Genomic DNA, 24,536 nt, shown 5'->3' with positions numbered 1-24,536 from the left:
CAGCCCTCGATGGCTGCTTCATGCTGTGCTGGCATCGTGATATGAGGTTCGTATGCCCCGCACTGCCGAGCGCCTGCCGTTCTGGACATGGTGGTTGCCGCTTCCGGCGTTCCATCTGGCCACCCAGCTTTCCCTGACCACCCAGCTCGAAAGCGGGGTGGGCATTCTATATTTGCCGTTTGCTCTGGGTCTGGTGCTGGCGCTCTGGTGGGGGCCGAGAGTGTTGGGCGCGCTATACGCTAACGCGGTGCTCTCTACGCCATTGTGGGGGTTGGACTGGCACCTGGCGCCAGTCTATGCATTGCCGGAAACCCTGGGTGTAGCCTGCTGCTACCTGTTGCTGCGTTGGCGGCCATTTGATGCCGCCCTGCCAAACATCAACCACGTGTTGCGTTTCATCTCGCTTGGCATTCTGCTGCCAGTGGCGCTGACTTGCCTGCTGTTGATGGTGTGCCGGGTGCTGCTCAACGGGCTTGCGGTGCAGGACGTACCGCAACTGGCGCTGACTCTCTGGTTGGCCGACACCCTGACGGCGCTGGTGATTTCCATCCCTCTGCTGACCTACCTGAGCCCTCTGTTACGCCGCCGCGGTTGGCTGATGCCGGTTGAGGGCCTGCTGGCGCCGCTGCTGGATGTGCCCGCTGCGCTGCGCAAAATGCCGTCGCGTTATGCACTGTTGCTCGTGCTGGCCTGCCTGCCGCTGTTGCTGGAGCTGCTACCCGCCCAGTTGAAACTGCCGGCAGTCGGCCTGCTGATGCTCAGCTTGGCGCTGGTCTGGGGCTTTGCAGGTGCCATGGGCGGCGCTGCGATGAGCGTGCTGACCATTCTGGCATTGCCCTGGGCTCACACGATCATGGCGGGCAGCAGTTGGATCGATCCGCAGCGTCTGGAGCTGCATTTCGGCATTCTGCTGTTCGTCCTGGCGGCGCTGCTGATCGGCCGCAGCCTTACTGATCTGCGCATGGCGCTCATTCACAGCGCAGCAGTGCAGCGGCAACTGACCCTGGCCCATTCGGCGCTGGATGCCAGCCCGCTGGGCGTGCTGATCGCCGATGCGCGTCAGGCGGATTTGCCGCTCATCTACTGCAACCCCGCGTTCGAGCAGATTACCGGGCGTGAGGCTCGGCAAACCTTGGGCCTGAGCCTGCTCGACCTGCTGCGTGGCGAGAAGCGCCATGAAGGTTTGCATGTGCTGGAAAGTGCCATCCGTCGAGGTGTTCCCGGTAATGCGGTGCTGCGCCTACAGCGTCAGGACGGCGAAACGTTCTGGAGCGATGTGATTCTGGCGCCCATGCGCGACGACGAGGGCATCAGCCACTTCATCGTCATGCAGCAGGATGTCAGCACCCGCGAGCAACTGGCGCAGGACGCGGTGCGCCAGAGCGAGGCGCTGCAGCAGCAGAGCTATCTGTTCACCCAGACGGAGAATATCGCCGACCTGGGCGGCTGGTCGCTGAACATGCGCGACATGAGCATGTACTGGAGTGCCGGCTGCTTCGCCATCTACGAGCTGGATCCGAAAAGCGGCGCGCCGACTTTCGAGGAATCGCTGAGCCAGTTCGATGCCGCCGGCCGGGAGCTGATCGGTCGTACCTTGCAGCAGATGTACAAGGGCGGCGATCAGTTCGATATCGAAGTTCGCGCCAGCACCGCCAAGGGCCGTACGCGTTGGGTACGCCTGCTTGGCGTTGCCGAGCGCGATGGCGGCGAGCTGGTGCGCGTATACGGCGCCGCGCAGGACATCACCGCGCGGCGGCGCACCGAGCAGCAACTGCGTGAGCGAGATGATCGCCTGCGCCTGTTCTTCGAGGCGCCGCTGATCGGCATGGCGTTGATCACGCCGACCTTTGGCTGGTCGGAGGTCAACCTCAAGCTGTGCAGCATTCTCGGGCTCAGTCGCGAACAACTGCTGGAGTCCAGCTGGGCCAGCATCAGCACCCCGGAGGATCTGGATGCCGAGCAGCCGCTGCTCGACGAAGTGCTGAGCGGCAGCCGCGAAGGCTTCGAGCGTGATCGCAACTTCCTGCGTGCCGATGGCAGCCAGGTGCCCACGCGCCTGCACCTGCGCGCAGTGCGACGTAACAACGGTGGCGTCAGTATGTTCCTGCTGCTGGTCGAGGACATCAGCGCCCGCTATGAAGCCGAGGCCCGTTACCGCACCGTCGTCGAACACGCGCCCGAGGCGATCATGCTGTACAGCGTGGAGGGCGGCATGGTCGATTTCAACGGCAACGCGCTGCGCCTGTTCGGTTATTCGCGCGAGGAGCTGCTCAACCGTCGGCCCTTCGAACTGAGCCCGGAGCGGCAAGCGGACGGCCGGCTATCGATCGAGGCTGCCAAGCACTATCTAGACGCAGCTCTGGCGGGGGAGGTGCCGGTGTTCGAGTGGCTGCACCGCGATAACCGTGGCCGGCAGTTCCCTTGTGAAGTACGGCTGGTGCGTTTGCCCGGTGAGCCCACGCTGATTCGCTGCAGCGTGACGGACATCTCCGAGCGCCAGCGTTACCAGCGCGAAATCGAACGTCTGGCCTACAGTGACGAGCTGACCGGCCTGCCCAATCGCCGCCTGATGCTCGACCGCCTGCAGCACGCCATGGATCGTGAAGTCCGTCAGGGCAGCCTGGGTGCGCTGCTGTTCATCGACCTCGATCATTTCAAGACGGTCAACGACAGCCTCGGCCATCTGGTCGGCGACAACCTATTGCGCGAAGTGACGAGACGCTTGGAGGTCCAGCTGCGCAACGAGGACACCCTGGCGCGTATGGGTGGTGACGAGTTCGTGGTGCTGCTCGAAGGCCTGGATGCAAATGAGCAGCTGGCTGGCGAGCAGGCTGCGATGGTGGGCGAACGCCTGCTCAAGAGCCTCGAGCAGCCCTGCGTGATCGACGGCCATGAGCTGTCGATGAGTGCCAGCATCGGCATCGCCCTGCATCCGTTCGGCGAGCAGAACGCCGCCGACGTGCTCAAACAGGCCGACACTGCCATGTACCGCGCCAAGCAGGCCGGGCGTAATGCCCTGCATTTCTTCGCGCCAGAGATGCAGGCCGCCATCGACCAGCGCCTGCAGCTGCAGGGCGAGTTGCGTCAGGCGATCGCCCGGGATCAGTTGTACCTGGTGTTCCAGCCGCAACTGCGGCTCAGCGATGGCCAGCTCATGGGCGCCGAAGTGCTGGTGCGCTGGGCGCATCCGGAGAAAGGCGAAATCTTTCCCGGCCAGTTCATTCCTCTGGCGGAAGAAACCGGGCTGATCGAAGACATTGGCAACTGGGTGCTGGAGCGCGCATGCGCCACGCTGCAAGGCTGGTTGCCGCAACATCCAGACCTGGTGCTGGCGGTAAATCTAAGCCCCCGTGAACTGCGCAGCCGCAATTGTGTCGAGCGGATACGCGATTGCCTGCAGCGCTACGAGGTGCCGGCCTCTGCCCTGGAACTGGAACTCACCGAGGGCGTATTGCTCGAGGATGTCGAGCAGTGCATCGCCAACATGCAGGCGCTCAAAACCCTCGGTGTACGCTTCTCCATTGATGATTTCGGCACCGGTTATTCGTCCCTGACTTACCTCAAACGCCTGCCTCTGGATCGCCTGAAGATCGACCGCAGCTTCACCCAGGATCTTGGCATAGGCGGCAACGGCAGCAACGTGCTGCTGGTGGAAACCATTCTGATGATCGCCCGCAACCTGGATCTGGAGTGCGTAGCCGAAGGCATCGAAACGCCGGAACAGCTTGAGCATCTGAAAGCGTTGGGCTGCGAGTTCGGCCAGGGGTATCTGCTGGACAGGCCGCTGGTTGAGGCGGATTTCCTTAAGCGACTGCTGCAGGCCTAGTGGTGATGGCTCACCAGCTCAGCGTGTTGCCCTTGAGGGTGGCGGTGCGGCCATAGGGCCAGGCGAAGTTGGCGTCGCCGTGGCCGCTGGGCAGCTCGCCATACAGCGGGATATCGAACGGCGCCAGATACTCGCCGATGATTTCGTCGATGCTGTGCTGCACGCCGCGCCGTGGGCAGTCGGTGAAGCTACCCAGGCACACTGCGGCCGGGCGGCGTTCGCCGAAGCTTTCGAACAGCTGCCATAAGCTGCGCTCCAGGCGGTAGTAGGGCTCGCCGACGTCCTCGAGAATCAGAATGGCGTTAGCGGGCAACTGCATACCGGCTACGGTACCGCAGCCACTGGCCAGCGCCGTGAGGTTGCCGCCAACCAGCGGCCCCTCAACTGGTGTTTCAGGGCCGCTGATATGGCGTACCGGCAAAGGCTGGCTGCGGTCCTGCAGCAGGTCCCACAGCGCGCGCATCGACGCCAGCCGTTCACGCTGCCCGGTTGGCGCGGCCAGCGCCTGCAGGCCGAGGGCGGTGGCTACCGGGCCGTGGATGCCGGGCAGATCATGGCGGGCGAAGGCATCGAGCAGGATCGACAGATCCGAGTAGCCAATCAACGGCCGCGGGCTGGCGCTCTGCAGCAGCGTCCAGTCGATGCCCGGTAGCAGTTGTGCGCAGCCATAGCCGCCGCGCAGGCACCATACAGCGTCGATATCCTGCAAGCTGAAGGCTTCGTGCAAATCATCCAGGCGCTGCGCCTGCGTGCCGGCCAGGTAGCGATGACGAGCGCGCACATTGCGGCCCAGATGATAGTCGATGCCCTGCACGTCAAGCTGCGCCAGGGTGGCGTCGAAAACCTCGTCGGCAATCGCCGAGGCGGGTGCGATCAGGGCCACGCGGCCGGTGAAGGCGTTACTCATCCTTTGCCCTTGGTACGTGTCAGGTTGGGGCCGCCGTTCTTTTCCAGGAACTGGATGATCATCCCGGCAACGTCCTTGCCGGTGGTCACCTCAATGCCTTCCAGGCCCGGCGAGGAGTTCACCTCCATCACCAGCGGGCCGTGGTTGGAACGCAGGATGTCGACGCCAGCCACTGACAGGCCCATGACCTTGGCGGCGCGGATGGCGGTCATGCGTTCTTCCGGGGTGATCTTGATCAGGCTGGCGGTGCCGCCGCGGTGCAGGTTGGAGCGGAATTCGCCGGGCTTGGCCTGGCGCTTCATGGCCGCGATGACCTTGTCACCAACCACGAAGCAGCGGATGTCGGCGCCGCCGGCTTCCTTGATGTATTCCTGCACCATGATGTTCTGCTTGAGGCCCATGAAGGCCTCGATCACCGACTCGGCGGCCTTTTCGGTTTCACACAGCACCACGCCGATGCCCTGGGTGCCTTCGAGCACTTTGATCACTAGCGGCGCGCCGTTGACCATGTGGATCAGGTCGGGAATGTCGTCCGGTGAGTGGGCGAAGCCGGTCACTGGCAGGCCGACGCCACGCCGCGACAGCAGCTGCAGCGAGCGCAGCTTGTCACGGGAGCGGGCGATGGCTACCGACTCGTTGAGCGGCACCACGCCCATCATCTCGAACTGGCGCAGCACCGCGCAGCCATAGAAGGTCACCGAGGCGCCGATACGCGGGATCACCGCGTCGAAGCCTTCCAGCGGTTTGCCGCGGTAGTGGATCTGCGGCTTGTGGCTGGCGATGTTCATGTAGGCGCGCAGGGTGTCGATCACCACCATTTCATGGCCGCGCTGTTGCCCAGCCTCGACCAAGCGACGCGTGGAATACAGGCGCGGATTGCGCGACAGCACAGCGATTTTCATTGGGCACCGGTCGGGTCGGGAAGCACGGGTTTGTCTTGAACGTAAGTAAGCGCCGGATTGACCACCAGTTGGCCGTCCACCAGCGCTTTGGATCCGAGCAACATGCGATAGCGCATGGTTTTGCGGCTGGCCAGGGTGAACTCCACCGGCCACTGTAGATCGCCCAACATCAGGCTGGTGCGGATCACGTAGCGGCTCTGCGCCTGGCCATTGGAGCTTTTGATCGTTTTCAGGGCCACCAGGCGCGCCTCGCAACGATGGCGGCGCTGCACCTGGGTGCCGATATAGGCGGTGAAGCGCACCCATTGCTCACCGTCGCGCTCGAACGGCTGAATATCGCTGGCGTGCAGGCTCGAGGTGCTGGCGCCGGTGTCGATCTTGGCGCGCAGGCCGACGATGCCGAGTTCAGGCAGGTTCACCCACTCGCGCAGGCCGATCACGTTGAGGTGGTCGAATGTCTTCAAGAAAGCTGTCCGTTTCTACTTAGGTCGCGTATCTGGCGCGCATGGTACTGAAAATCCGCCGCGCTGCACGTCCGTCAATGCGTCATCGTCGCAGGCGCCCACGCCGCGTCGGCGATCTCGGGCAAACCTCGGAATTGCGGCTTGGCGAACAGGTAGCCCTGCATCAGATCGATACCGATGGAGGCGAGGAAGTCCCGCTCGCCCGGCGTTTCGATCCCTTCGGCGATCACCCTTACACCCAGATCATTACAGATAGACAGGATGCCGCGCGCGATGGCCTGGCGCGCCGTGTCCTGATCGACGTCGCGAATCAGTGCCATGTCCAGTTTGATCAGGTCGGGCTGAAAGTCCGCAAGCAAGGTGAGGCCCGAATGGCCGGCACCGAAGTCGTCGATGGCGGTCTTGAAACCGAACTCCTGATATTGGCGCAGGATGTTGGTCAGGTGCTTGCTGTCGGCCATGTGATCGCTTTCCAGGGTTTCGAAGATCAGCTTGTCGAGCGGAAAGTCATGCTGGCGCGCGGCCTCCAGGGTGCTACGAATACACAGCTCCGGGCGGTACACGGCATTAGGCAGGAAGTTGATCGACAGGTAGCTGTTCATACCCAGCTGTTTGGCTTCGGCAATCGCCTGGGTGCGGCAGCGCTGATCGAACCGATAGCGGTTGTCGTCATTGACGCGATCGAGCACTGAAAGTGCACCTTCACCTGCCGGGCCACGCACCAGAGCCTCGTGGGCGAACACCTGGCGGCTGCGCACATCGATGATTGGCTGGAAGGCGAAATGAAAGTCGAAATCCAAGCCCGTGCTGCCCTGGCAGCCGCGGCATTTTTCAGGATGGGTAAGATCGCTGGGAAAGTGGGTCACCGCTGCTCCAGAATGAGGGTCGCTCGGGCTTGTATGCATCGGACAATGCGCACAGGCTGGAGTGACAATGAATTGTGATGATAGCCAGCAATGAGTGAGGTAAGGGTGGCAAAGCAGGATACCGATGACAAGGTAAGGTTAGACAAGTGGCTATGGGCTGCGCGCTTCTATAAAACCCGGGCGTTGGCCAAGGCAGCGATCGAAGGCGGCAAGGTGCATTGCCGTGGCGAGCGCTGCAAGCCAGGCAAGGAACCCAAGGTCGGTGATGAGTACGTGATTCGTACCGGTTTCGAGGAGCGCACGGTGATCGTTCAAGCACTATCAGTGGTGCGCCGTGGCGCTCCCGAAGCGCAAGCGCTGTATGCCGAAACCGGCGAGAGCATCGTGCGGCGTGAGAAGGCTGCCGAACAGCGCAAGGCTGGCGCCCTGGGTGTGCAGACCGACGGCCGACCGAGCAAGAAGCAACGCCGGCAGTTGTTCTATCTGCGCGGCGGCTCAGGGGAGTGGGTGGAGTAGGGTTGCCTACAACGTCGGCAGCCCGGCGGCAGTCAGCGCCCGCTGATTAACGCGAAGGTGCCGATAACCGGCAACCGCGCCAAAGCGCGCATCAAAGGTGCGCTGGTGCGCTCGATGAGTGCGCTGGCCCGATAGGCCAATGGCGTGTAGCAGCTCCAGGCGATGCCCAGCACGCTGAGCAGCACGCCGCCGACAAAGGCGTCCGCGCCCCAGTGGGCACCGGCGACCAGGCGCGGCAACATGCCGATCACCGCCACGGCCCATACCAGCAGGCGGCGCCAGCCGCTGACGAAGAAGCTGCAGAACATCGCCCAAATCATCAGTACCGAGGCGTGGTCGCCCGGGAAACTGCGGCTGGCGCTGTCCTTTAGATTCCAGCGCTCTTCCCAGGCCGGGAACATCTCGGTCAGCCGCGCGCTGCCTTCAATCTGCAGCGATGGGCTCGCATGTTGCCAGCCCATGTACTCGACCAGGTCGGAAAAGCCCACGCGCATCAGCAGCATGACGGTCAGCGCGACCAGAAACGCATACAGACCGGTGCGTACCCCGTTGGCCGGGAAGATCAGTCCGGCGCGCAGCATGATCGCCAGCATCACCACGCCGACGCCGGCATCCACCGGGCGCATGCTGCCGATGGCCCAGATATGCGCCCACAGGCCGGCGGCATGCACCGGATCGTTGAGCAGGTGGAACAGCCATACATCGAACTGATTCCAGTACACGCGAGTGACCGGCCACAGCCAACTGGCAAACAGCACGGCGATAAGCAGATGGCTGATGAGCAGGGCGCGTGGGCGCCATTGGGTATTGAAAGCGAGGTGCATGGAGGTGGCTCGAAGAAAACCGCCGATTCTAGGCAGCTAGCGGGCCAGGATGGGCGCTATCGAGGCTTTGTTCAGTCGACGTTCAGCTGCTGCGCGCCTGCCGTTCTTCGCGTGCAGCTTGGTCGGCGCCGCGTTTGCGCCTAAAATTGCCGACCCCCAGGCCAGTGGGCACGCCCCTGGCCTGTCTTGCATCCATCAGCAGGCGAGCCGTTATGTCCGACTTCACCCAACGCTTTATTTTTGATGACACCGATGTGCGCGGTGAACTGGTCGGGCTGACCGGCAGCTATCAGCAGGTGCTCGCCAAGCACGACTACCCGCGCCCGGTGGCCCACCTGCTCGGCGAATTACTGGCTGCCGCATCGCTGCTGGTCGGCACCTTGAAGTTCGACGGCCTGCTAGTGCTGCAGGTGCGCTCCGACGGCCCAGTGCCGCTGCTGATGGTGGAATGTTCCAGTGAAGGCGATGTGCGCGGCATAGCTCGTTACGATGCCGAGCGTATCGCCGAGGGCGACGGGTTGCCGCAGCTGATGCCCGAAGGCGTGATGGCGATGACCGTCGATCCCAAACAGGGCCAGCGTTATCAGGGCATCGTTTCGCTGGACGGCGACACCCTTGCCGATTGCCTGAGCAACTACTTCGCTACTTCAGAACAGCTGGCCACGCGCTTCTGGCTGTGCGCCGATGGCCTGCGCGCCCGCGGTTTCCTGCTCCAGCAACTGCCGGCCGATCGCCTGCCCGATGATGAAGAGCGCGCCGCCAGCTGGGAGCACCTGGTCACCCTCGCCAACACCCTGCAGAACGAGGAGTTGCTGGGGCTGGATAACGAAACCGTGCTGCATCGCCTGTACCACGAAGAGGCGGTTCGCCTGTTCGAGCCACGCGGCATTCGCTTCCGTTGTAGCTGCTCCCGTGAACGCTCAGCCAAAGCGCTGGTCAGTTTAGGGCAGGCCGATGCCGAGCTGCTGGTCAGCGAGCATAACGGCCGCGTGGAAATCGACTGCCAATTCTGCAACGAACGCTACGGCTTCGACGCCGCTGACATCGCTCAGCTGTTCGCTGGCGGAGGCAGTCAGCGGCCCTCCGACACCCGTCACTGAGGGCTGCCAGCAACGCGCAGGCTGTTCTGATTGGGGGCTGCACCAGCGGCCCGCTTTTCTGGCATAATCCGCGCACTTTTTTAGCTGTAGTCCTGCTCCGTGCATGGCTACAAACGTTTGGAAGACTCGGCCGTTCGGCCGACGGGGACTCAAATGACGCAAGCCAACAACGCTGTGTACACCGACATCAGCACTGCTCAACTGGTCGAAGAAGCCCTTCGTCGCGGCGAAGGCGAACTGGCGTCCACCGGTGCTCTGGTTGTACGCACCGGCCACCGTACCGGGCGTTCTCCGGTCGACCGCTTCATCGTCGATGAGCCGAGCACTTCGGCCGACATCGGCTGGGGCCCGATCAACCGCAAGTTTCCAGCCGACAAGTTCGATGCCCTGTGGGATCGCGTTCAGGCGTTCTCCGATGCCCAGGACAGCTTCGTTTCCCACGTTCATGTAGGCTCTGCCGAAGCTCACTACCTGCCCGTCAAGATGACCACTGCCACTGCCTGGCAGAACCTCTTCGGCCGTCAGCTGTTCATCGAGCCGACTCAATACAACCCGTCCGGCAAGCAGGAGTGGCAAGTTCTCAACGTCGCCAACTTCGAATGCGTGCCTGAGCGTGACGGTACCAACTCCGACGGCTGCGTGATCATCAACTTCGCGCAGAAGAAGGTACTGATCGCTGGCATGCGTTACGCCGGTGAGATGAAAAAAGCCATGTTCAGCGTGCAGAACTTCCTGCTGCCGGCCGCCGACGTGCTGCCGATGCACTGCGCTGCCAACATCGGTGAAGAAGGCGACGTGACCCTGTTCTTCGGTCTGTCCGGCACCGGCAAAACCACTCTGTCCGCCGACGAAAGCCGTTACCTGATCGGTGACGACGAGCACGGCTGGGGCACTGGCGTGGTGTTCAACATCGAAGGCGGTTGCTATGCCAAGTGCATCGACCTCTCCGAGAAGAACGAGCCGGTGATCTGGAAAGCCATCAAGTTCGGCACCGTGCTGGAAAACGTGGTGCTCGACGAGCAGCGCAAGCCGGATTACACCGACGACAGCCTGACCCAGAACAGCCGTGCTGCTTACCCGCTGGAATTCGTTGAAAAACGCAGCGAGAAGAACCTCGGCGGCGAGCCGAACGCGGTGATCTTCCTGACTTGCGACCTGACTGGCGTGCTGCCACCGGTGTCGATCCTCAACGAAGAGCAAGCGGCTTACCACTTCCTCTCCGGTTACACCGCCCTGGTCGGTTCCACCGAAATGGGTTCGGGCAGCGGCATCAAGTCGACCTTCTCCACCTGCTTCGGCGCACCGTTCTTCCCGCGTCCGGCTGGTGTTTACGCCGAGCTGCTGATCAAGCGTATCCAGGCCTTCGGCTCCAAGGTCTACCTGGTCAACACCGGCTGGACTGGCGGCGGCTACGGCGTCGGCAAGCGTTTCAACATCCCGACCACTCGTGGTGTGATCGCAGCGATCCAGAGCGGCGCGTTGATCGGTACCGAAACCGAGCACCTGCCGATCATCAACCTGAACGTGCCGAAAGCCGTTCCTGGCGTCGAGACCAACCTGCTCAACCCGCGCAACACCTGGGCTGACAAGGCTGCCTACGACGAGGCCGCCAAAGGCCTGGCCAAGCTGTTCATCGACAACTTCACCAAGTTCGAAGTGAGCGACGCCATCAAGCAAGCCGGCCCGCAACTGTAAGTTGACCCGCGCTCGCTGACAAAGCCGCCTTCGGGCGGCTTTTTCATTTATGGTGCAACACTTCTCGCGGCCCCCAGGCGGCTGTGCGCTGTGAAACGCCTGCCACACAGGTTACGGTTATTGGCCATTCAGCGGTCAACGGAGTGACAGCTCATGTCCACGCTCAAACGTGTCTTCGGTTTCGACCAACTGCGCCCTGGCCAGGAAGCGGTGATCAGCGCCGTGCTCGCCGGCCGCTCGGCGGCGGCGATTTTTCCCACCGGCTCGGGCAAATCCCTGTGCTACCAGTTGCCGGCCTTGCACCTGCCGCACCTGACGGTGGTGGTCTCCCCGCTGTTGGCGCTGATGCAGGACCAACTGGCCTTTCTGCATCGCCATGGCATCAGTGCGGCCAGCATCGATTCGGCGCAAAGCCGTGAGCAGGTCAGCGAGACCATGGCCAAGGCCAAGTCCGGCGAGCTAAAAATCCTGATGATTTCGGTCGAGCGCCTGAAGAACGAGCGCTTTCGCAACTTCATCAGTGAAGTGCCGATTTCCCTACTGGTGGTCGACGAGGCCCACTGCATTTCCGAGTGGGGGCACAACTTCCGCCCGGATTACCTGAAGCTTCCGGACTATCAGCGCCAGTTCGGCATCTCTCAGGTGCTGCTGCTCACCGCCACGGCGACGCCGCCGGTGATTGCCGACATGCAGAAGAAATTCGCCATCGCCGCAGATGATGTAGTCACCACCGGCTTCTACCGCCCCAACTTGAATCTGCTGGTCGAGCCCGTGGTGGGGCGCGACAAGCAGCGGCGCCTCGAACAATGGCTGGGTGCCAAGCAGGGTGAACCCAGCATCGTCTACGTCACCCAGCAGAAGACTGCCGAGCAGGTCGCCGAGCAGCTGAGCCAGCAGGGCTTGTCCGTCAGCGCCTACCACGCCGGCATGGGTCACGAGATTCGCGAGGCGATCCAGCGCCGCTTCATGGCTGGTGAGCTGAGCTGCATCGTCGCCACCATCGCTTTCGGCATGGGCATCGACAAGCGCGACATCCGCAACGTGGTGCATTTCGACCTGCCCAAGTCGGTGGAAAACTACAGCCAGGAAATCGGCCGCGCCGGCCGCGATGGCGAGGCCTCCGATTGCCTGGTGCTGGCCAACCGCGACAGCCTCAACGTGCTGGAGAACTTCGTCTACGGCGACACGCCGGAGCTGAGCGGCATCGTGCGGGTACTCGAGGAGATTCGCGGCAACAGCAGTGGCGGGCAGTGGGAAATGACCGTTAATGCGCTGAGCGATCACAGCAATATCCGCCAGTTGCCGCTCAAGACCCTGCTGGTGCAACTGGAACTGCGCGGCATCATCGCGCCGCGCTATGCCTATTTCGCCGAATATCGTTTCAAGTACCTGATCGAGCCCGAGGCCTTGCTGGGCAAGTTCGAAGGCGAGCGGCGGCAGTTCATCGAAGCCATCGTCAGTGCGTCTACGCGGGCGCGCACCTGGTGCACCGTGGATTTCGACGCGCTGTACAACGGGCATCAGGCGCAGCGCGCACGGGTGGTCAAGGCGCTGGATTACCTGCAGGAGCGCGGCTGGATCGAGTTGGAAAGCAAGCAGATGACCGACGTGTATGCCGTGCTGCAGCCGGATTTCGACAGCCAGGCGCTGGCGGCCGAGCTGCACGCCTACTTCGTGGTCCAGGAGGGTAGCGAGATCCGCCGTATCCAGGCCATGCTCGAGCTGTTCGCCAGCGAGCACTGCCTGAGCCGCCGCCTGGCCGTCTACTTTGGCGATGAACAGGCGCCGCAGCAGTGCGGGCATTGCTCGGTGTGCCGAGGTCAGGTTGCCCATCTACCTGAGCCGCCCGTACTGACACCGCTGGCAAGTCTGGATCGTGAGGCGTTGTGCGGTGCATTCATCAACAAATACCGGGGTGCCCGCGGCGCTGAATTGCCAGGTAACGAATGCCTGGCACGCTTTCTATGCGGCATCAGCGTGCCGCTGTTTACCCGTCTCAAGGCCCGGCAGATCAAGGGTTTCGCCGCCCTGGAGGACTACCCTTACGGCGAGATTCGCGCCTGGCTGGCCGGCCGCTGAGGGCATGCCGGCGGGCAGCCGTGGTTGCGTGGGCCATACTGCAACGCTTCGCCGCCCGGACCTTTCGCCATGACTGTTTCCATGCCCCAGCGCCTGGCCCGCGCAATCAATGCGCAGCCCGCGGAGCTGACCGCTGCGTTGGCGGGCTTTGCGTTGTTCTTCTGCCTGTTCTGCGGCTACTTCATGCTGCGGCCGATTCGCGAGTCGATGGGGATTCAGGCCGGGGTGGAAAACCTGCAGTGGCTGTTCACCGCCACCTTCGTGGTCATGCTCCTGGCAGTGCCACTGTTCGCCTGGCTGAATTCTCGGGTGCCACGCATCCAGTTCATCGATTGGGTGTACGGCTTCTTCTGCCTGAATCTACTGGCCTTTGCCGTGGCCTTCAGCGCCACGAACGAGAGCTTGTGGATGGCGCGGGTGTTCTATGTGTGGATCTCGGTCTACAACCTGTTCGTGGTCTCGGTGGCCTGGAGCCTGATGGCCGATGTGTTCGACGCGCCCCAGGCCAAGCGCCTGTTTGCCTTTATCGCAGCGGGCGCCAGCGTTGGTGGCCTGGCCGGTCCGGCGCTGAGCACGCTGCTGGTCGGTCGCATCGACGCCGGCGGCCTGGTGTTGTTGGCAGCCATGCTGTTGGCCGGCGCGCTGGCGCTCAAGCATTACCTAATGCTCTGGCGCGAGATAGCCGGGGCAGGGCGCCCGGGCGCCAGCCAGGCCGAGAGCCCCCGGCGACCAGTAGCAGGCAATCCGTTCAGCGGCATGACTCGGGTGTTCAAGTCTTCATACTTGCTGGGGATTTGCGCGTTCGTCATCCTACTCGCCACGGTTACCACCTTTCTGTATTTCGAGCAGGCGCGCCTGGTCGCCGAGCTTTTCCCTGATCGCGACGCCCAGGTGCGGGTTTTCGGGTTGATCGACTTCGTGGTGCAGGCCGGTGCGCTGCTGGCCCAGCTGTTCATTACCGGTCGCGTCGCCCAGCGTTTGGGTGTGCGCAGCTTGCTGGCCGCGGTGCCGATGCTGATGTGCGTGGGCTTTCTCGCCCTGGCCCAGGCGCCGACCTTTGCGGTGCTGGCCGGGCTGATGATCGTGCGGCGTATCGGTGAATACGCTTTCGTGCGCCCGGGGCGGGAAATGCTTTTCGCGCCGCTGGATGCCGAGAGCAAGTACAAGGCGAAGAACTTCATCGACACGGTGGTTTACCGCGGTGGCGATGCGCTCAGCGGCTGGGCGAAGAGCCTGATCGACATGCTTGGCTACGGCGTGGCGCTGATCGCGGTGATCGGCGCAGTCTGCGCCGCGCTCTGGGGGCTGCTGGGCTGGTACCTGGGCGGTCGCGCGGACCGCGGCGAAACCGACAGGTCATCGCCACAGGCAGACAGTGACGAGGCTCGGTTCAGGCGTTGATCAGCGTGCGCGCTTCGCTGAAGCAGGCTTCTGCCAGGGGCGAGCGAGGTGCACCGCGGCGCATGATCAGGCCCAGCGGTGCCAGGGTGTGGGCGTCTTCGATGGGCGTGAGGATCAGCTCGTTGGTGAATTCGGCCAGGCCGTTCTGCAGCGGCATAATCGAGCAGCACAGGCCGGCGCTGACCGCCTGCAGCAGCTGGTGAACGGCGTCGGTTTCCAGCTTGGGCAGGGGTGTCAGGCCGCGGGAGCGGAAGCAATGGTCGATGGATTGGCGAAAGTGCATGCCTGCCGACAGCAAACCCAGCGGCAGGTCGATCAGGCTTTCCCAGCGCAGGGTAGTCTCCGTGAACTGGAAATGCCGGCGGTCGTAGAGCAGGCCCATGCGCGTGGCGGCCAGTTCCAGGCTGTCGAAGTGCTCGCGGTCCAGACGGTCGAGGTAGGAAAGGCCCAGGTCCAGCTGATTGCTGCCCAGGCGCTCGAGAATCTGGTCGCTGCTCAGGGCGAACAGCTGGAAGCGCAGCCCCGGGTGCTGCTCGGCGAACAGGCGCACCAGTTCCATCGGGTCGAAGCCTGACAGCGGCACCACGCCAAGGCGCAGGGTGCCGACCAGTTGGCCACGGCAGGCGGCAGCCTCGGCATACAAGCCATCATGGGCGGCCATCAGGCTGCGCGCCCAAGCCAACACGCGCTCACCTTCGGCGCTGAACCCCTCGAAGCGCTGCCCTCGGCGCACCAGCTCCAGGCCCAGTTCGTTTTCCAGATTGCGCAGGCGCATCGACAGCGTTGGCTGGGTGACGTGACAACGGGCAGCGGCCTGGCCGAAGTGGCGGGTTTCGTCGAGGGCGATCAGAAACTTGAGCTGCTTGATATCCATGGGCGCTCTATCGGGGCGTAGGCGGTGCCTGATTGGCGGGCTGCATCGAAAATTCTAGCAGCCGAGTCAGGAGACGACGGTGTCGTCCTGTGTCTGCGTGTGGCGCTCGCCAACCCAGTATTCGACCAGTTCGCGCAGCTGTGAAAGCTCCACGGGTTTGGCCATGTGGCCGTCCATGCCGGCCTGGCGGGCGCGTTCCTTGTGTTCGCTGAGGATATGCGCGGTCAACGCGACCACTGGCGTGCGCGGGCGGCGCTCGGCGATCTCCCAGGCGCGCAGCTGTTCGGTAGCCGAAAAACCGTCCATCACCGGCATCTCGCAATCCATCAGTACCAGGTCATAGCGTTGGGCCTTCATGGCATTCAAGGCTTCTTCACCATTGCTCGCCGTATCAGGCTGCAGGTTGAGCTTGCCGAGCATGCCGCGAATCACCTTGGTGGAAATGCTGTTGTCTTCGGCGACCAGAATGCGGAAGTCGCCGGGCACTTCCAGCGCTGCCGGGCTGGCAATCACCGGTGCATCCGGGCCGCGTTGACGCTGGGCCAGCTCGTCGGCCAGGGTGGCCTTGAGCGTGTAGCCGGCCACCGGCTTGGCGAGGATGCGCTTGATGCCGGCGTTGCGGGCGATGATCTTGCTCGGCGCATGGCTGATGCCGGTAAGCATGATGATCAGAATGTCGTTGTTGAGGCTCGGGTCTTCCTTGATCTTGGCGGCCAGTTGCATGCCGCTCATGCCCGGCATGTCCTGGTCGAGCAGCACCACGTCGAAGTATTCGCGCATGTGCGCGCGGGTGCGCAGCAACGCCAGCGCCTCCTTGCCAGACGGCACGCTGCTGACGTTCATGCCCCAGGCGTTGCACTGCTGCAGCAGCACCTTGCGGCAAGTGTCGTTGTCGTCGACCACCAGCAGGCGGGTGCCTTGCAGAGTGCCGTCGATATCGGTGCTCGGTTGCTGCAGGCGGGCGTCGTCCAGCGGCAGGGTCAGCCACAGGGTCGAGCCCTGATTACCGCCGCTCTGGATACCGAACTCACCGCCCATCAGTAGAATCAGCTGGCGGGCGATGATCAGCCCGAGGCGGCTGCCCAGGCGGGTGGCCGACAGGAAATCGCGGCTCTGCAACTCGGTGTTGAGCAGCGCGTCGCGCTCGGCGGCATCCAGTGGATGGCCGCTGTCCTGCACGGCGAAGCGCAGGCGCGGCTGTTCACCGCTGGTATCGAGGGCGACCACCAGCAGGATCTCGCCCTCGCTGGTCTGCTTGAAGGCGTTGTCGAGCAGGCTGAGGAGAATCTGCCGCAGGCGCGTCGGGTCGCCGCTGACGATGCGCGGTACCTGGGGCTGGATAAAGCTGATCAGCTCGATCTTCTGCAGCTCGGCCTTGGCGCGGAAGATGTCGAGGCAATCTTCGGTCAGGGCGTTGAGGTCGAACTGCACATCGTCCAGCTCGATCTGCCCGGATTCCAGCTTGGAAATGTCGAGAATTTCGTTGATCAGGTTGAGCAGCTCGTTGCCGGAACTGTGGATGGTCTGCACGTAGTCGCGTTGCTTTGCCGACAGCGGTGTGCCGAGCAGCAGCTCGGTCATGCCCAGCACGCCATTCATGGGCGTGCGAATCTCATGGCTGATCTTGGCCAGGAATTCGGCCTTGGCTTTCAGCTCGGCGTCGTTGGCGGCCAGGGCGGTGCGCGCACGTGAGGCGGCGCGCTGCAGGTGGCGCTGATGCTCGGCCAGGGCGGCGCTCAGCACCACGCCGCTGAGGGTGGCGATGGTGAACACACCGATGACCAGCCAGCCGGGGTCGAGCTGGTCGAAGCCGAACAGGATAGGGATGAACAGGCCAAAGCCGACGTTGAACACCACCATGGCCACGACCAGCAGCCGCGCCGACTGATAACCGTTGTGCCAATGCACGCCACTGACCAGCAGCACGGCAAGGGTGCCGAGAAACACCATCAGATAAACAACCGCGCTGTACCAGAGCAGGCCAGTGGCCAGAATGGTCAGGCCCAGCAGCAGGGTCAGCAGCGCATGGCCTTTCAGGACCAGGTTGAGTTTGCTGCCGTGCATTGGCGTTTTGCGGAAGAAGCCGAGCACGAACGCGGAGAGGCAGAACGCTGCGATCAGCGCGCTGGTGTCAGCGATCAGCGACTGGTTATAGCCCAGGCTTGGCACCCAGGCGGCGAGCAGCCCCAGGTTGGCAGCGGCGCAAACCGCCAGGCCGCCATGCAGGCCGGCGAGCCACAAGCTGCACACCGAGCGCATGTAGGCGAAGCGGATCAGGTTGTAGATCACCACCAGCAGCAGAGCGCCGAGCAGTGCGCCGAACAGGTAAGCCGGTCTTTCCAGACTGACCAGCTCGGCTTCGTCGATGACCTTGAACCAGGCCATCAGCGGATGGTTGGAGGTCATCCGCACGTAGACTTCCCGCGCCTGCCCGTCGTTGGGCAGCGACATCAGGTAGGCACGCGAGGGCAGCGGGCGCGAGCTCATCGGCATCGATTCGCCGCTGTGCACGCTTTGCTCGACCAACGGGCCACGCAGCAGGTAGTAATCGAGGTATTGCACGCGCGGCGCGAACAGCCAAAGCCAGTAAGGGGCCTGATGCTCGGGCACATCGAAACGCAGCCAGACGGCTCGCTGGCTGGGCGGATAGGTAAAGGCGAGGTTGTCTAAAGGCAGGAACTGATTGCGGCGGCTGCGCACGTCGTCCAGATCCATCTGTGCGCTGTCGTCGATAAATACCGACCAACCAGTGGCATAAGGCGTAGCCACACGCGGCGCTGCGCTGCTCGACAGGCAAGCGCCAGCCAGCAGCAGGCTGACGAGTAAACCTATGGCGATCCTGAGCCGACGCACGTGGCAGTCCTTTTGGTTGTAACGGTCGGATTATAGTCAGCCGATGTCGGGCAGACTATGACGCTGAAGCCTTAATCCTTACAGCCAGGCCGCCGCGGTTGAGCGGCGGCCTGCGGTATTGCCGATAGTGGGCCTGGCTAGATGCCGCCATCTTGTTACATCAGTTGTCGCCACGCTCGCGGGCGATGGCCCGGTAGCCGATGTCATTGCGGTGGAACATGCCGTTCCAGCGAATTTTCTCGGCCAGGCGATATGCCTGCTTCTGAGCATCGGCAACGCTGGCACCGATGGCGGTGGCGCACAGTACGCGGCCGCCGGCCGTGACGACCTTGCCGTCCTTCAGTGCAGTGCCAGCATGGAATACTTTGCCTTCAAGCTGAGCGGCGTCGTCGAGCCCTTCGATCACGTCGCCCTTGGCGTAGTCGCCCGGGTAACCACCGGCAGCCAGCACCACACCAACGGTCGGGCGCGGATCCCAGGTCGCTTCGACCTTGTCCAGCGCTTTGGCCAAAGCAGCCTCGACCAGCAAGACCAGGCTCGACTCCAGGCGCACCATGATCGGCTGGGTTTCCGGGTCGCCAAAACGGCAGTTGAACTCGATGACTTTCGGCTTGCCGGCCTTGTCGATCATCAGGCCTGCGTACAGGAAGCCGGTGTAAACGTTGCCTTCGGCCGCCATGCCACGCACGGTCGGGTAGATGACTTCGTCCATAACGCGCTTGTGCACGTCGGCGGTGACCACTGGCGCCGGCGAGTAAGCGCCCATGCCGCCGGTGTTTGGGCCGCTGTCGGCATCGCCAACGCGTTTGTGGTCCTGGCTGGTGGCCATCGGCAGCACGTTCTGGCCGTCGACCATGACGATAAAGCTGGCTTCTTCGCCATCGAGGAATTCTTCGATCACCACGCGCGAGCCGGCGTCACCGAAAGCATTGCCGGCGAGCATGTCGCGCACGGCGTCTTCGGCTTCCTGCAGAGTCATGGCGACGATTACGCCTTTTCCTGCAGCCAGGCCGTCGGCCTTGATCACGATTGGCGCGCCTATCTCGCGCAGGTAAGCCAGAGCCGGCTCGACCTCGGTGAAGTTCTGGTAGTCGGCGGTCGGGATGTTCTGGCGGGCCAGGAAGTCCTTGGTGAAGGCCTTGGATCCTTCCAGCTGGGCGGCGGCGGCGGTCGGGCCGAAGATGTCCAGGTCGCGCGAGCGGAACAGGTCGACCACGCCTTTGACCAGCGGCGCTTCGGGGCCAACGATGGTCAGTTGCACGTTCTTCTCGGCAAAATCGGCCAGTGCCTGGATGTCCAGCACGTCGATGGCGACGTTTTCACACTTGTTCTCGGTGGCGGTGCCGGCGTTGCCCGGTGCGATGAATACTTTCTCGACGCGTTTGTCCTGCGCCACTTTCCAGGCCAGGGCGTGTTCACGACCGCCGCTGCCGATGATCAATACGTTCATGTCTCTCTCCTAGTGGAGGCGGGCCGAGTGCCCTTTCGGTGGATAAGCGAAGCGTTATCCACCCTACAAAGTCCGAGTGCGGTCGGTTTTAGTGCCTGAAATGGCGCATTCCGGTGAAGACCATGGCAATACCGGCTTCGTCGGCAGCGGCGATCACCTCGTTGTCGCGCATCGAGCCGCCGGGCTGGATCACCGCGGTGATGCCGGCCTTGGCGGCGTTGTCGATGCCGTCGCGGAACGGGAAAAAGGCATCCGAGGCCATTACCGCGCCCGGTACCGGTAGGCCTGCGTGCTCGGCCTTGATGCCGGCGATGCGCGCGGAGTTGACGCGGCTCATCTGGCCAGCGCCGACACCGATGGTCTGGCGGTTCTTGGCGTAAACGATGGCGTTGGATTTGACGAACTTGGCTACTTTCCAGGCGAAGATCAGGTCATGGATTTCCTGCTCGCTTGGCGCGCGCTGGGTGACGATCTTCAGGTCATCGGCGCTGATCATGCCGATATCGCGGCTCTGTACCAGCAGGCCGCCGTTGACGCGCTTGTAGTCCCAGCCCGGCGCACGGGTAGCTGGCCACTCGCCGCACTCGAGCAGGCGCACGTTGGCTTTGGCAGCGACCACTTCACGGGCGGCGGCGCTGATTTTCGGCGCGATGATCACTTCGACGAACTGACGCTCGACGATGGCCTTGGCGGTTTCAGCGTCCAGCTCGCGGTTGAAGGCGATGATGCCGCCGAACGCCGATTCGGTATCGGTGGCGTAGGCCAGATCGTAGGCCTTGCGGATGCCACCTTCGTCGTCCGGCACCACGGCAACGCCGCACGGGTTGGCGTGCTTGACGATCACGCAGGCCGGCTTGACGAAGCTCTTCACGCATTCCAGCGCGGCGTCGGTGTCGGCTACGTTGTTGAACGACAGTTCCTTGCCCTGCAACTGCACGGCGGTGGCCACGCAGGCTTCGTCGGCATGCTCGACGTAGAACGCCGCTTGCTGGTGCGGGTTTTCGCCGTAGCGCATGTCTTGCGCCTTGATGAACTGCGTGGTGAAGGTGCGCGGGAACAGGCTGCGCTCTTCGGTGGACAGGGTGTCGCGGCCCTGGTCGATGGTGCCCAGGTAGTTGGCGATCATGCCGTCGTAGGAGGCGGTGTGCTCGAAGGCCTTGAGGGCCAGGTCGAAGCGCTGGGCATAGCACAGGCCACCGATTTTCAGGGAGTCGATGACGGCTTTGTAGTCGCCGGCATTGACTACGATGGCCACATCTTTGTGGTTCTTCGCAGCCGAACGCACCATGGTCGGCCCACCGATATCGATGTTCTCGATGGCGTCAGCCAGGTCGCAGCCCGGCTTGGCAACGGTGGCGGCGAAGGGGTACAGGTTGACGGCCACCAGGTCGATCGGCTTGATGCCGTGCTCGTCCATCACCGCGCCGTCGAGGGCGCGACGGCCAAGGATGCCACCGTGGATTTTCGGGTGCAGGGTCTTCACCCGGCCATCCATCATTTCCGGGAAGCCGGTGTAGTCGGCCACTTCCACTGCTGCCACGCCGTTGTCCTTGAGCAGCTTGTAGGTGCCGCCAGTGGAGAGAATTTCCACGTTGAGGGCGACGAGCTCGCGGGCGAATTCGAGGATGCCGGTCTTGTCGGAAACGCTGATCAGCGCACGGCGGACGGGGAGGCGGGTGGTCTGGTCGGTCATTACAGGATCCATCAGCAGGGGAATCAGTAAAAAGGGCGGCTCATCAGAGCCGCCCTTCTTCAGGATTTCGGTGATTTACAGCAGATCGTACTGCTTGAGTTTTTTGCGCAGGGTACCGCGGTTCAGGCCCAGCAGTTCGGAGGCTTTGGTCTGGTTGCCCTTCACGTAATTCATGACGGTCTCCAGCAGTGGGGCTTCCACCTCGGTGAGCACCAGGTTGTAGACGTCGGTGACGTCCGCTCCCTCAAGGTGAGCGAAGTAGTTGTGCAGGGCTTTCTCGACGCTGCCGCGCAGGGTCTGGCCTTCTTCGCTCGGGGTATTGAGGTGCTGTTTCAAACTGGCGTTGTCGCTCACGGGTGTAATCCCACTTCCAAAAGTCTCGGTCAACATTGTCATGCGGCAGCCTCTTTTTCGTCGTTGTAGCGCTCACCGAAGAACTGGCGAACGCTCGCACATTGCGCCTCCTGACTGTCCAGACGATTGAACTGGGCACGGAATTCGCGGGCGCCGGGCAGCGTCGCGAGGTACCAGCCCACATGCTTGCGAGCGATACGCACGCCCATCACATCGCCATAGAAGGCGTGCAGGGCAGCGAGGTGCTCGAGCAGAATGCGTTCAATCTCGGCCAGCGCAGGGGCCGGGCAATGTGCTCCGGTGCGCAGGTAATGCTCTATTTCTCTGAAAATCCACGGGCGGCCCTGGGCCGCCCGGCCGATCAGCAGGCCATCGGCGCCGGTAGCGGCCAACACATGGGCGGCCTTTGCCGGTGAGTCGATGTCGCCATTGGCCAGTACCGGAATCGATACGGCCTGCTTGATCGCGGCGATGGTGTCGTACTCGGCTTCGCCGGTGTACAGATCGGCGCGGGTACGGCCATGCACGGCCAGGGCGACGATGCCGCACTGCTCGGCGATCCGCGCGACTTCGACGCCATTCTTGTTCTGCCGGTCCCAGCCGGTGCGAATCTTCAGCGTGACCGGCACATCGACCGCAGCGACTACCGCCTCGAGAATCGCCTGCACCAGCGGCTGATCCTTGAGCAGGGCGGAACCTGCTGCCTTGTTGCAGACCTTCTTGGCCGGGCAACCCATGTTGATGTCGATGATCTGGGCGCCCAGCTGCACATTGGCGCGGGCTGCCTCGGCGAGCATCTGCGGATCGCCACCGGCGATCTGCACCGAACGTGGCTCCGGATCACCAGCGTGAATCATCCGCAGGCTCGACTTGCGCGTATTCCACAGGCGTACATCGCTGGTGACCATCTCCGACACAACCATGCCGGCGCCGAGGCGCCGACAGAGCTGCCGGAATGGCTGATCGGTGACGCCGGCCATGGGGGCCAGGATCAGTCGATTGGGCAATGTATAGGGGCCGATGCTTAGCGCCGACATAGGGCTTCCCTGCTCAAGAGACGTGCTGTTGAGACCAGTAGGAGGGTGCGAAAGGGGGGAGATCATACCCGCTCTGAATGACCGGATAAAGGTGGTTTTGAACAAAATCTGAACAGTTGGGGTGCGCTGCCCGGTCGCATCGGCGACCGGGTGCATTGCAGACGGCTTAGGGGGGATATGCCGTTTATCAGCTACCCGGCTTCACTCCGGCGAGTGAAAGTTGAGGCTGTAGTTCACCGCGCGGGCGCCTGGGTCGAGGATATCCAGCGCAATGTGGATCGGCGTTTGCGGCGGCATTTCCGCCTGGCCTGCCAGTTCACCGGCCAGGTATTCGCTGGGTTTGAAGCGGCGGCTGGCGATCAGCTGGCCGTTGATATCGGCGAAACGCATCTCCAGCAGGGGAAATGGCTGCGAGAACGGTGCGCGATTGTAGAGGATCGCGTCCACCACCAGTGCGCCGCTGAATTCGGGGTGGCTGCGCACCACCAGGTTGCTGCTCTTGATCTGATCGATATCGACCTTGGACGGCAGGCTGCAACCGAGCGTCGGGCAGATCTGCTCGAGCCAGGGGCGGTACTGATCCTGGCGGGCCAGTTCGGCGTAGTGATAGATCACGTATTGCCCAGCCAGCGCGGTGGCGGCCAGCAGGTTGAGCAGGCCCCAGCCAATCCAGCGGCCCCAGGGTTTGCGCGGTGGGCGCCAGTCGAGCTGCAGCGGTTCTTCTTCTAGCTCGAAAAGTGGCTCTTCGCGCAGGCTAGGTTCGGCGCGGGAGCGGATTTTCTGTGCTTTTGAGGGTGCGGCTGGCGGTGTTTCTGGCTCGTCGTCTTCGTGTGCGTCAATAACCGGATCGGGTTCAGGCTCGTCATCGCGCTGGGCGTTCAGGCTGAATGGAGGCTCGTCGTCTTCACGGCTTGCGATGACTGGCTTCGTGGGCGCGAGCACATCACGCAGGCCAGGCGTCTTGGGCAGCGGCGGCACCTGTTCCGGCGGCTGGGTGCTGGTTGGCGGTTTGCCGAAATCGATAGTGGGTGCCTGGCGCTCGGCGAGTGGCTCAAGCTCCAGTTTGCTGACCGGCGGGTCGTCGCGCAGCAGGGCCTCGGCCCAGCGTTCGTCCTCGGCGGGCTCGTCATCATCGGCCAGTTCGTCGAAGCGCGGCGTCTGCCGTGTCGGCAGGTCGAGTTCGAGGAACTGACGAGACAGCTGCTGTTCCTGAGCTTCGAGCTTGGCCAGTTCTTCGTCGAGGTCCAGATCATCGAGATCCAGGTCGTCATGAATCCACAGCGTGCCGTCATTAGGCTTGCCGAGCGGCTTGGCGGGCGCTGGAGGAACCGCTGCAAAGCTCGGTGCAGGTGCAGGTGCAGGTGCAGGTGCAGGTGCAGGTGCAGGTGGCTTGGGGGCTGCAGGAGCGGCCGCGCGCATGTCCGGAATGTGATGGCCCTGCTCGCGTAACTGGCGAGCTGCGTTGAACACCTGCAGGCAGGCGCCGCAGCGCACCGAACCCTGGGCGACAGCGAGCTGTGCCAGGTTCACACGGAAACTGGTGCTGCAGTTCGGGCACTGGGTGACGAAGCTTTCGGTCATGCGGAGTCCGGCGGCCGTTGGGCGGCAAAAACGGGGCGATAGTCTAACCCAACAGATTGCAAAAGCTGCATTAAGTGCCGTGCCTGCAATGCGGGCGTCGGCTTTGCTGCTCGC

18 protein-coding genes are annotated in these 24,536 nt (G+C 63.2%); 6 read left to right on the top strand and 12 right to left on the bottom strand.

Annotated elements, in window-relative coordinates:
- The first annotated feature begins 52 nt into the window (after positions 1-52).
- Positions 53-3,826, top strand: a complete 3,774-nt coding sequence (locus BUC40_RS17200; RefSeq protein ID WP_073267395.1) for a bifunctional diguanylate cyclase/phosphodiesterase — start codon at positions 53-55, stop codon at positions 3,824-3,826.
- Between the two features lie 10 nt (positions 3,827-3,836).
- On the opposite strand, the gene BUC40_RS17195 is transcribed toward BUC40_RS17200, so the two are convergent.
- The 4 genes from BUC40_RS17195 to rimA form a co-directional block, all read right to left on the bottom strand.
- Positions 3,837-4,733: a S66 peptidase family protein gene (locus tag BUC40_RS17195; RefSeq protein WP_073267394.1), complete on the bottom strand. Its 897-nt coding sequence runs from the start codon at positions 4,731-4,733 to the stop codon at positions 3,837-3,839.
- Positions 4,730-5,635: a 30S ribosomal protein S6--L-glutamate ligase gene (gene rimK / locus BUC40_RS17190; RefSeq protein ID WP_073267393.1), complete on the bottom strand. Its 906-nt coding sequence runs from the start codon at positions 5,633-5,635 to the stop codon at positions 4,730-4,732. Before rimK ends, BUC40_RS17195 begins: the two co-directional genes overlap by 4 nt.
- Positions 5,632-6,099, bottom strand: a complete 468-nt coding sequence (gene rimB, locus BUC40_RS17185) for a retropepsin-like aspartic endopeptidase RimB (RefSeq protein ID WP_073267392.1) — start codon at positions 6,097-6,099, stop codon at positions 5,632-5,634. The genes rimK and rimB overlap by 4 nt, the downstream gene beginning before the upstream one ends.
- 74 nt (positions 6,100-6,173) lie before the next feature.
- Entirely contained in the window at positions 6,174-6,965 is a 792-nt protein-coding gene (rimA, locus tag BUC40_RS17180) for a S6 modification regulatory phosphodiesterase RimA (protein ID WP_073267391.1), read from the bottom strand.
- A gap of 90 nt (positions 6,966-7,055) precedes the next feature.
- Between rimA and BUC40_RS17175 the strand changes: the two genes are divergently transcribed.
- Positions 7,056-7,481: an RNA-binding S4 domain-containing protein gene (locus BUC40_RS17175; RefSeq protein WP_073267390.1), complete on the top strand. Its 426-nt coding sequence runs from the start codon at positions 7,056-7,058 to the stop codon at positions 7,479-7,481.
- A 32-nt stretch (positions 7,482-7,513) separates the two neighbouring features.
- Here BUC40_RS17175 and BUC40_RS17170 read toward each other — a convergent pair whose 3' ends face one another.
- Positions 7,514-8,305 (bottom strand): phosphatase PAP2 family protein, encoded by a 792-nt coding sequence (locus BUC40_RS17170; RefSeq protein WP_073267389.1) that lies wholly within the window; start codon positions 8,303-8,305, stop codon positions 7,514-7,516.
- 212 nt (positions 8,306-8,517) lie between these two features.
- Between BUC40_RS17170 and hslO the strand changes: the two genes are divergently transcribed.
- From hslO to BUC40_RS17150, 4 genes are all read left to right on the top strand, one after another.
- Positions 8,518-9,405 (top strand): Hsp33 family molecular chaperone HslO, encoded by an 888-nt coding sequence (gene hslO, locus BUC40_RS17165; RefSeq protein WP_073267388.1) that lies wholly within the window; start codon positions 8,518-8,520, stop codon positions 9,403-9,405.
- Between the two features lie 153 nt (positions 9,406-9,558).
- Positions 9,559-11,100, top strand: coding sequence for a phosphoenolpyruvate carboxykinase (locus BUC40_RS17160; protein WP_073267387.1), 1,542 nt, complete (start codon positions 9,559-9,561; stop codon positions 11,098-11,100).
- A gap of 153 nt (positions 11,101-11,253) precedes the next feature.
- Entirely contained in the window at positions 11,254-13,179 is a 1,926-nt protein-coding gene (locus tag BUC40_RS17155) for a RecQ family ATP-dependent DNA helicase (protein ID WP_073267386.1), read from the top strand.
- Between the two features lie 69 nt (positions 13,180-13,248).
- On the top strand, positions 13,249-14,580 hold the full coding sequence (locus BUC40_RS17150; RefSeq protein ID WP_139272201.1) for an NTP/NDP exchange transporter: 1,332 nt from the start codon (positions 13,249-13,251) through the stop codon (positions 14,578-14,580).
- Here the strand turns inward: BUC40_RS17150 and BUC40_RS17145 are convergent.
- The 7 genes from BUC40_RS17145 to BUC40_RS17115 all read right to left on the bottom strand — a co-directional run bounded on the left by BUC40_RS17145 (position 14,570) and on the right by BUC40_RS17115 (position 24,422).
- Positions 14,570-15,454, bottom strand: coding sequence for a LysR family transcriptional regulator (locus BUC40_RS17145; protein WP_073267384.1), 885 nt, complete (start codon positions 15,452-15,454; stop codon positions 14,570-14,572). The two genes, BUC40_RS17150 and BUC40_RS17145, sit on opposite strands and share 11 nt — an antisense overlap.
- A 66-nt stretch (positions 15,455-15,520) precedes the next feature.
- Positions 15,521-18,307 (bottom strand): hybrid sensor histidine kinase/response regulator, encoded by a 2,787-nt coding sequence (locus BUC40_RS17140; RefSeq protein ID WP_073267383.1) that lies wholly within the window; start codon positions 18,305-18,307, stop codon positions 15,521-15,523.
- 160 nt (positions 18,308-18,467) lie between these two features.
- Entirely contained in the window at positions 18,468-19,757 is a 1,290-nt protein-coding gene (gene purD, locus BUC40_RS17135) for a phosphoribosylamine--glycine ligase (RefSeq protein ID WP_073267382.1), read from the bottom strand.
- A gap of 88 nt (positions 19,758-19,845) precedes the next feature.
- The gene (purH, locus tag BUC40_RS17130) at positions 19,846-21,450 is read right to left on the bottom strand and encodes a bifunctional phosphoribosylaminoimidazolecarboxamide formyltransferase/IMP cyclohydrolase (RefSeq protein ID WP_073267381.1); all 1,605 of its coding nucleotides are present in this window, start codon (positions 21,448-21,450) and stop codon (positions 19,846-19,848) included.
- A gap of 75 nt (positions 21,451-21,525) precedes the next feature.
- Positions 21,526-21,846, bottom strand: coding sequence for a DNA-binding transcriptional regulator Fis (gene fis / locus BUC40_RS17125; RefSeq protein ID WP_073267380.1), 321 nt, complete (start codon positions 21,844-21,846; stop codon positions 21,526-21,528).
- Positions 21,843-22,841: a tRNA dihydrouridine synthase DusB gene (gene dusB / locus BUC40_RS17120; protein ID WP_073267379.1), complete on the bottom strand. Its 999-nt coding sequence runs from the start codon at positions 22,839-22,841 to the stop codon at positions 21,843-21,845. Before dusB ends, fis begins: the two co-directional genes overlap by 4 nt.
- A 201-nt stretch (positions 22,842-23,042) precedes the next feature.
- Positions 23,043-24,422: a DUF3426 domain-containing protein gene (locus BUC40_RS17115; protein WP_073267378.1), complete on the bottom strand. Its 1,380-nt coding sequence runs from the start codon at positions 24,420-24,422 to the stop codon at positions 23,043-23,045.
- Positions 24,423-24,536 lie beyond the last annotated feature (114 nt).

The organism is Phytopseudomonas punonensis, from assembly GCF_900142655.1.
GTDB lineage: Bacteria > Pseudomonadota > Gammaproteobacteria > Pseudomonadales > Pseudomonadaceae > Aquipseudomonas > Aquipseudomonas punonensis.
The sequence above is the reverse complement of the archived record's forward strand: the minus strand, read 5'-3'. Positions and strand labels throughout refer to the sequence as shown.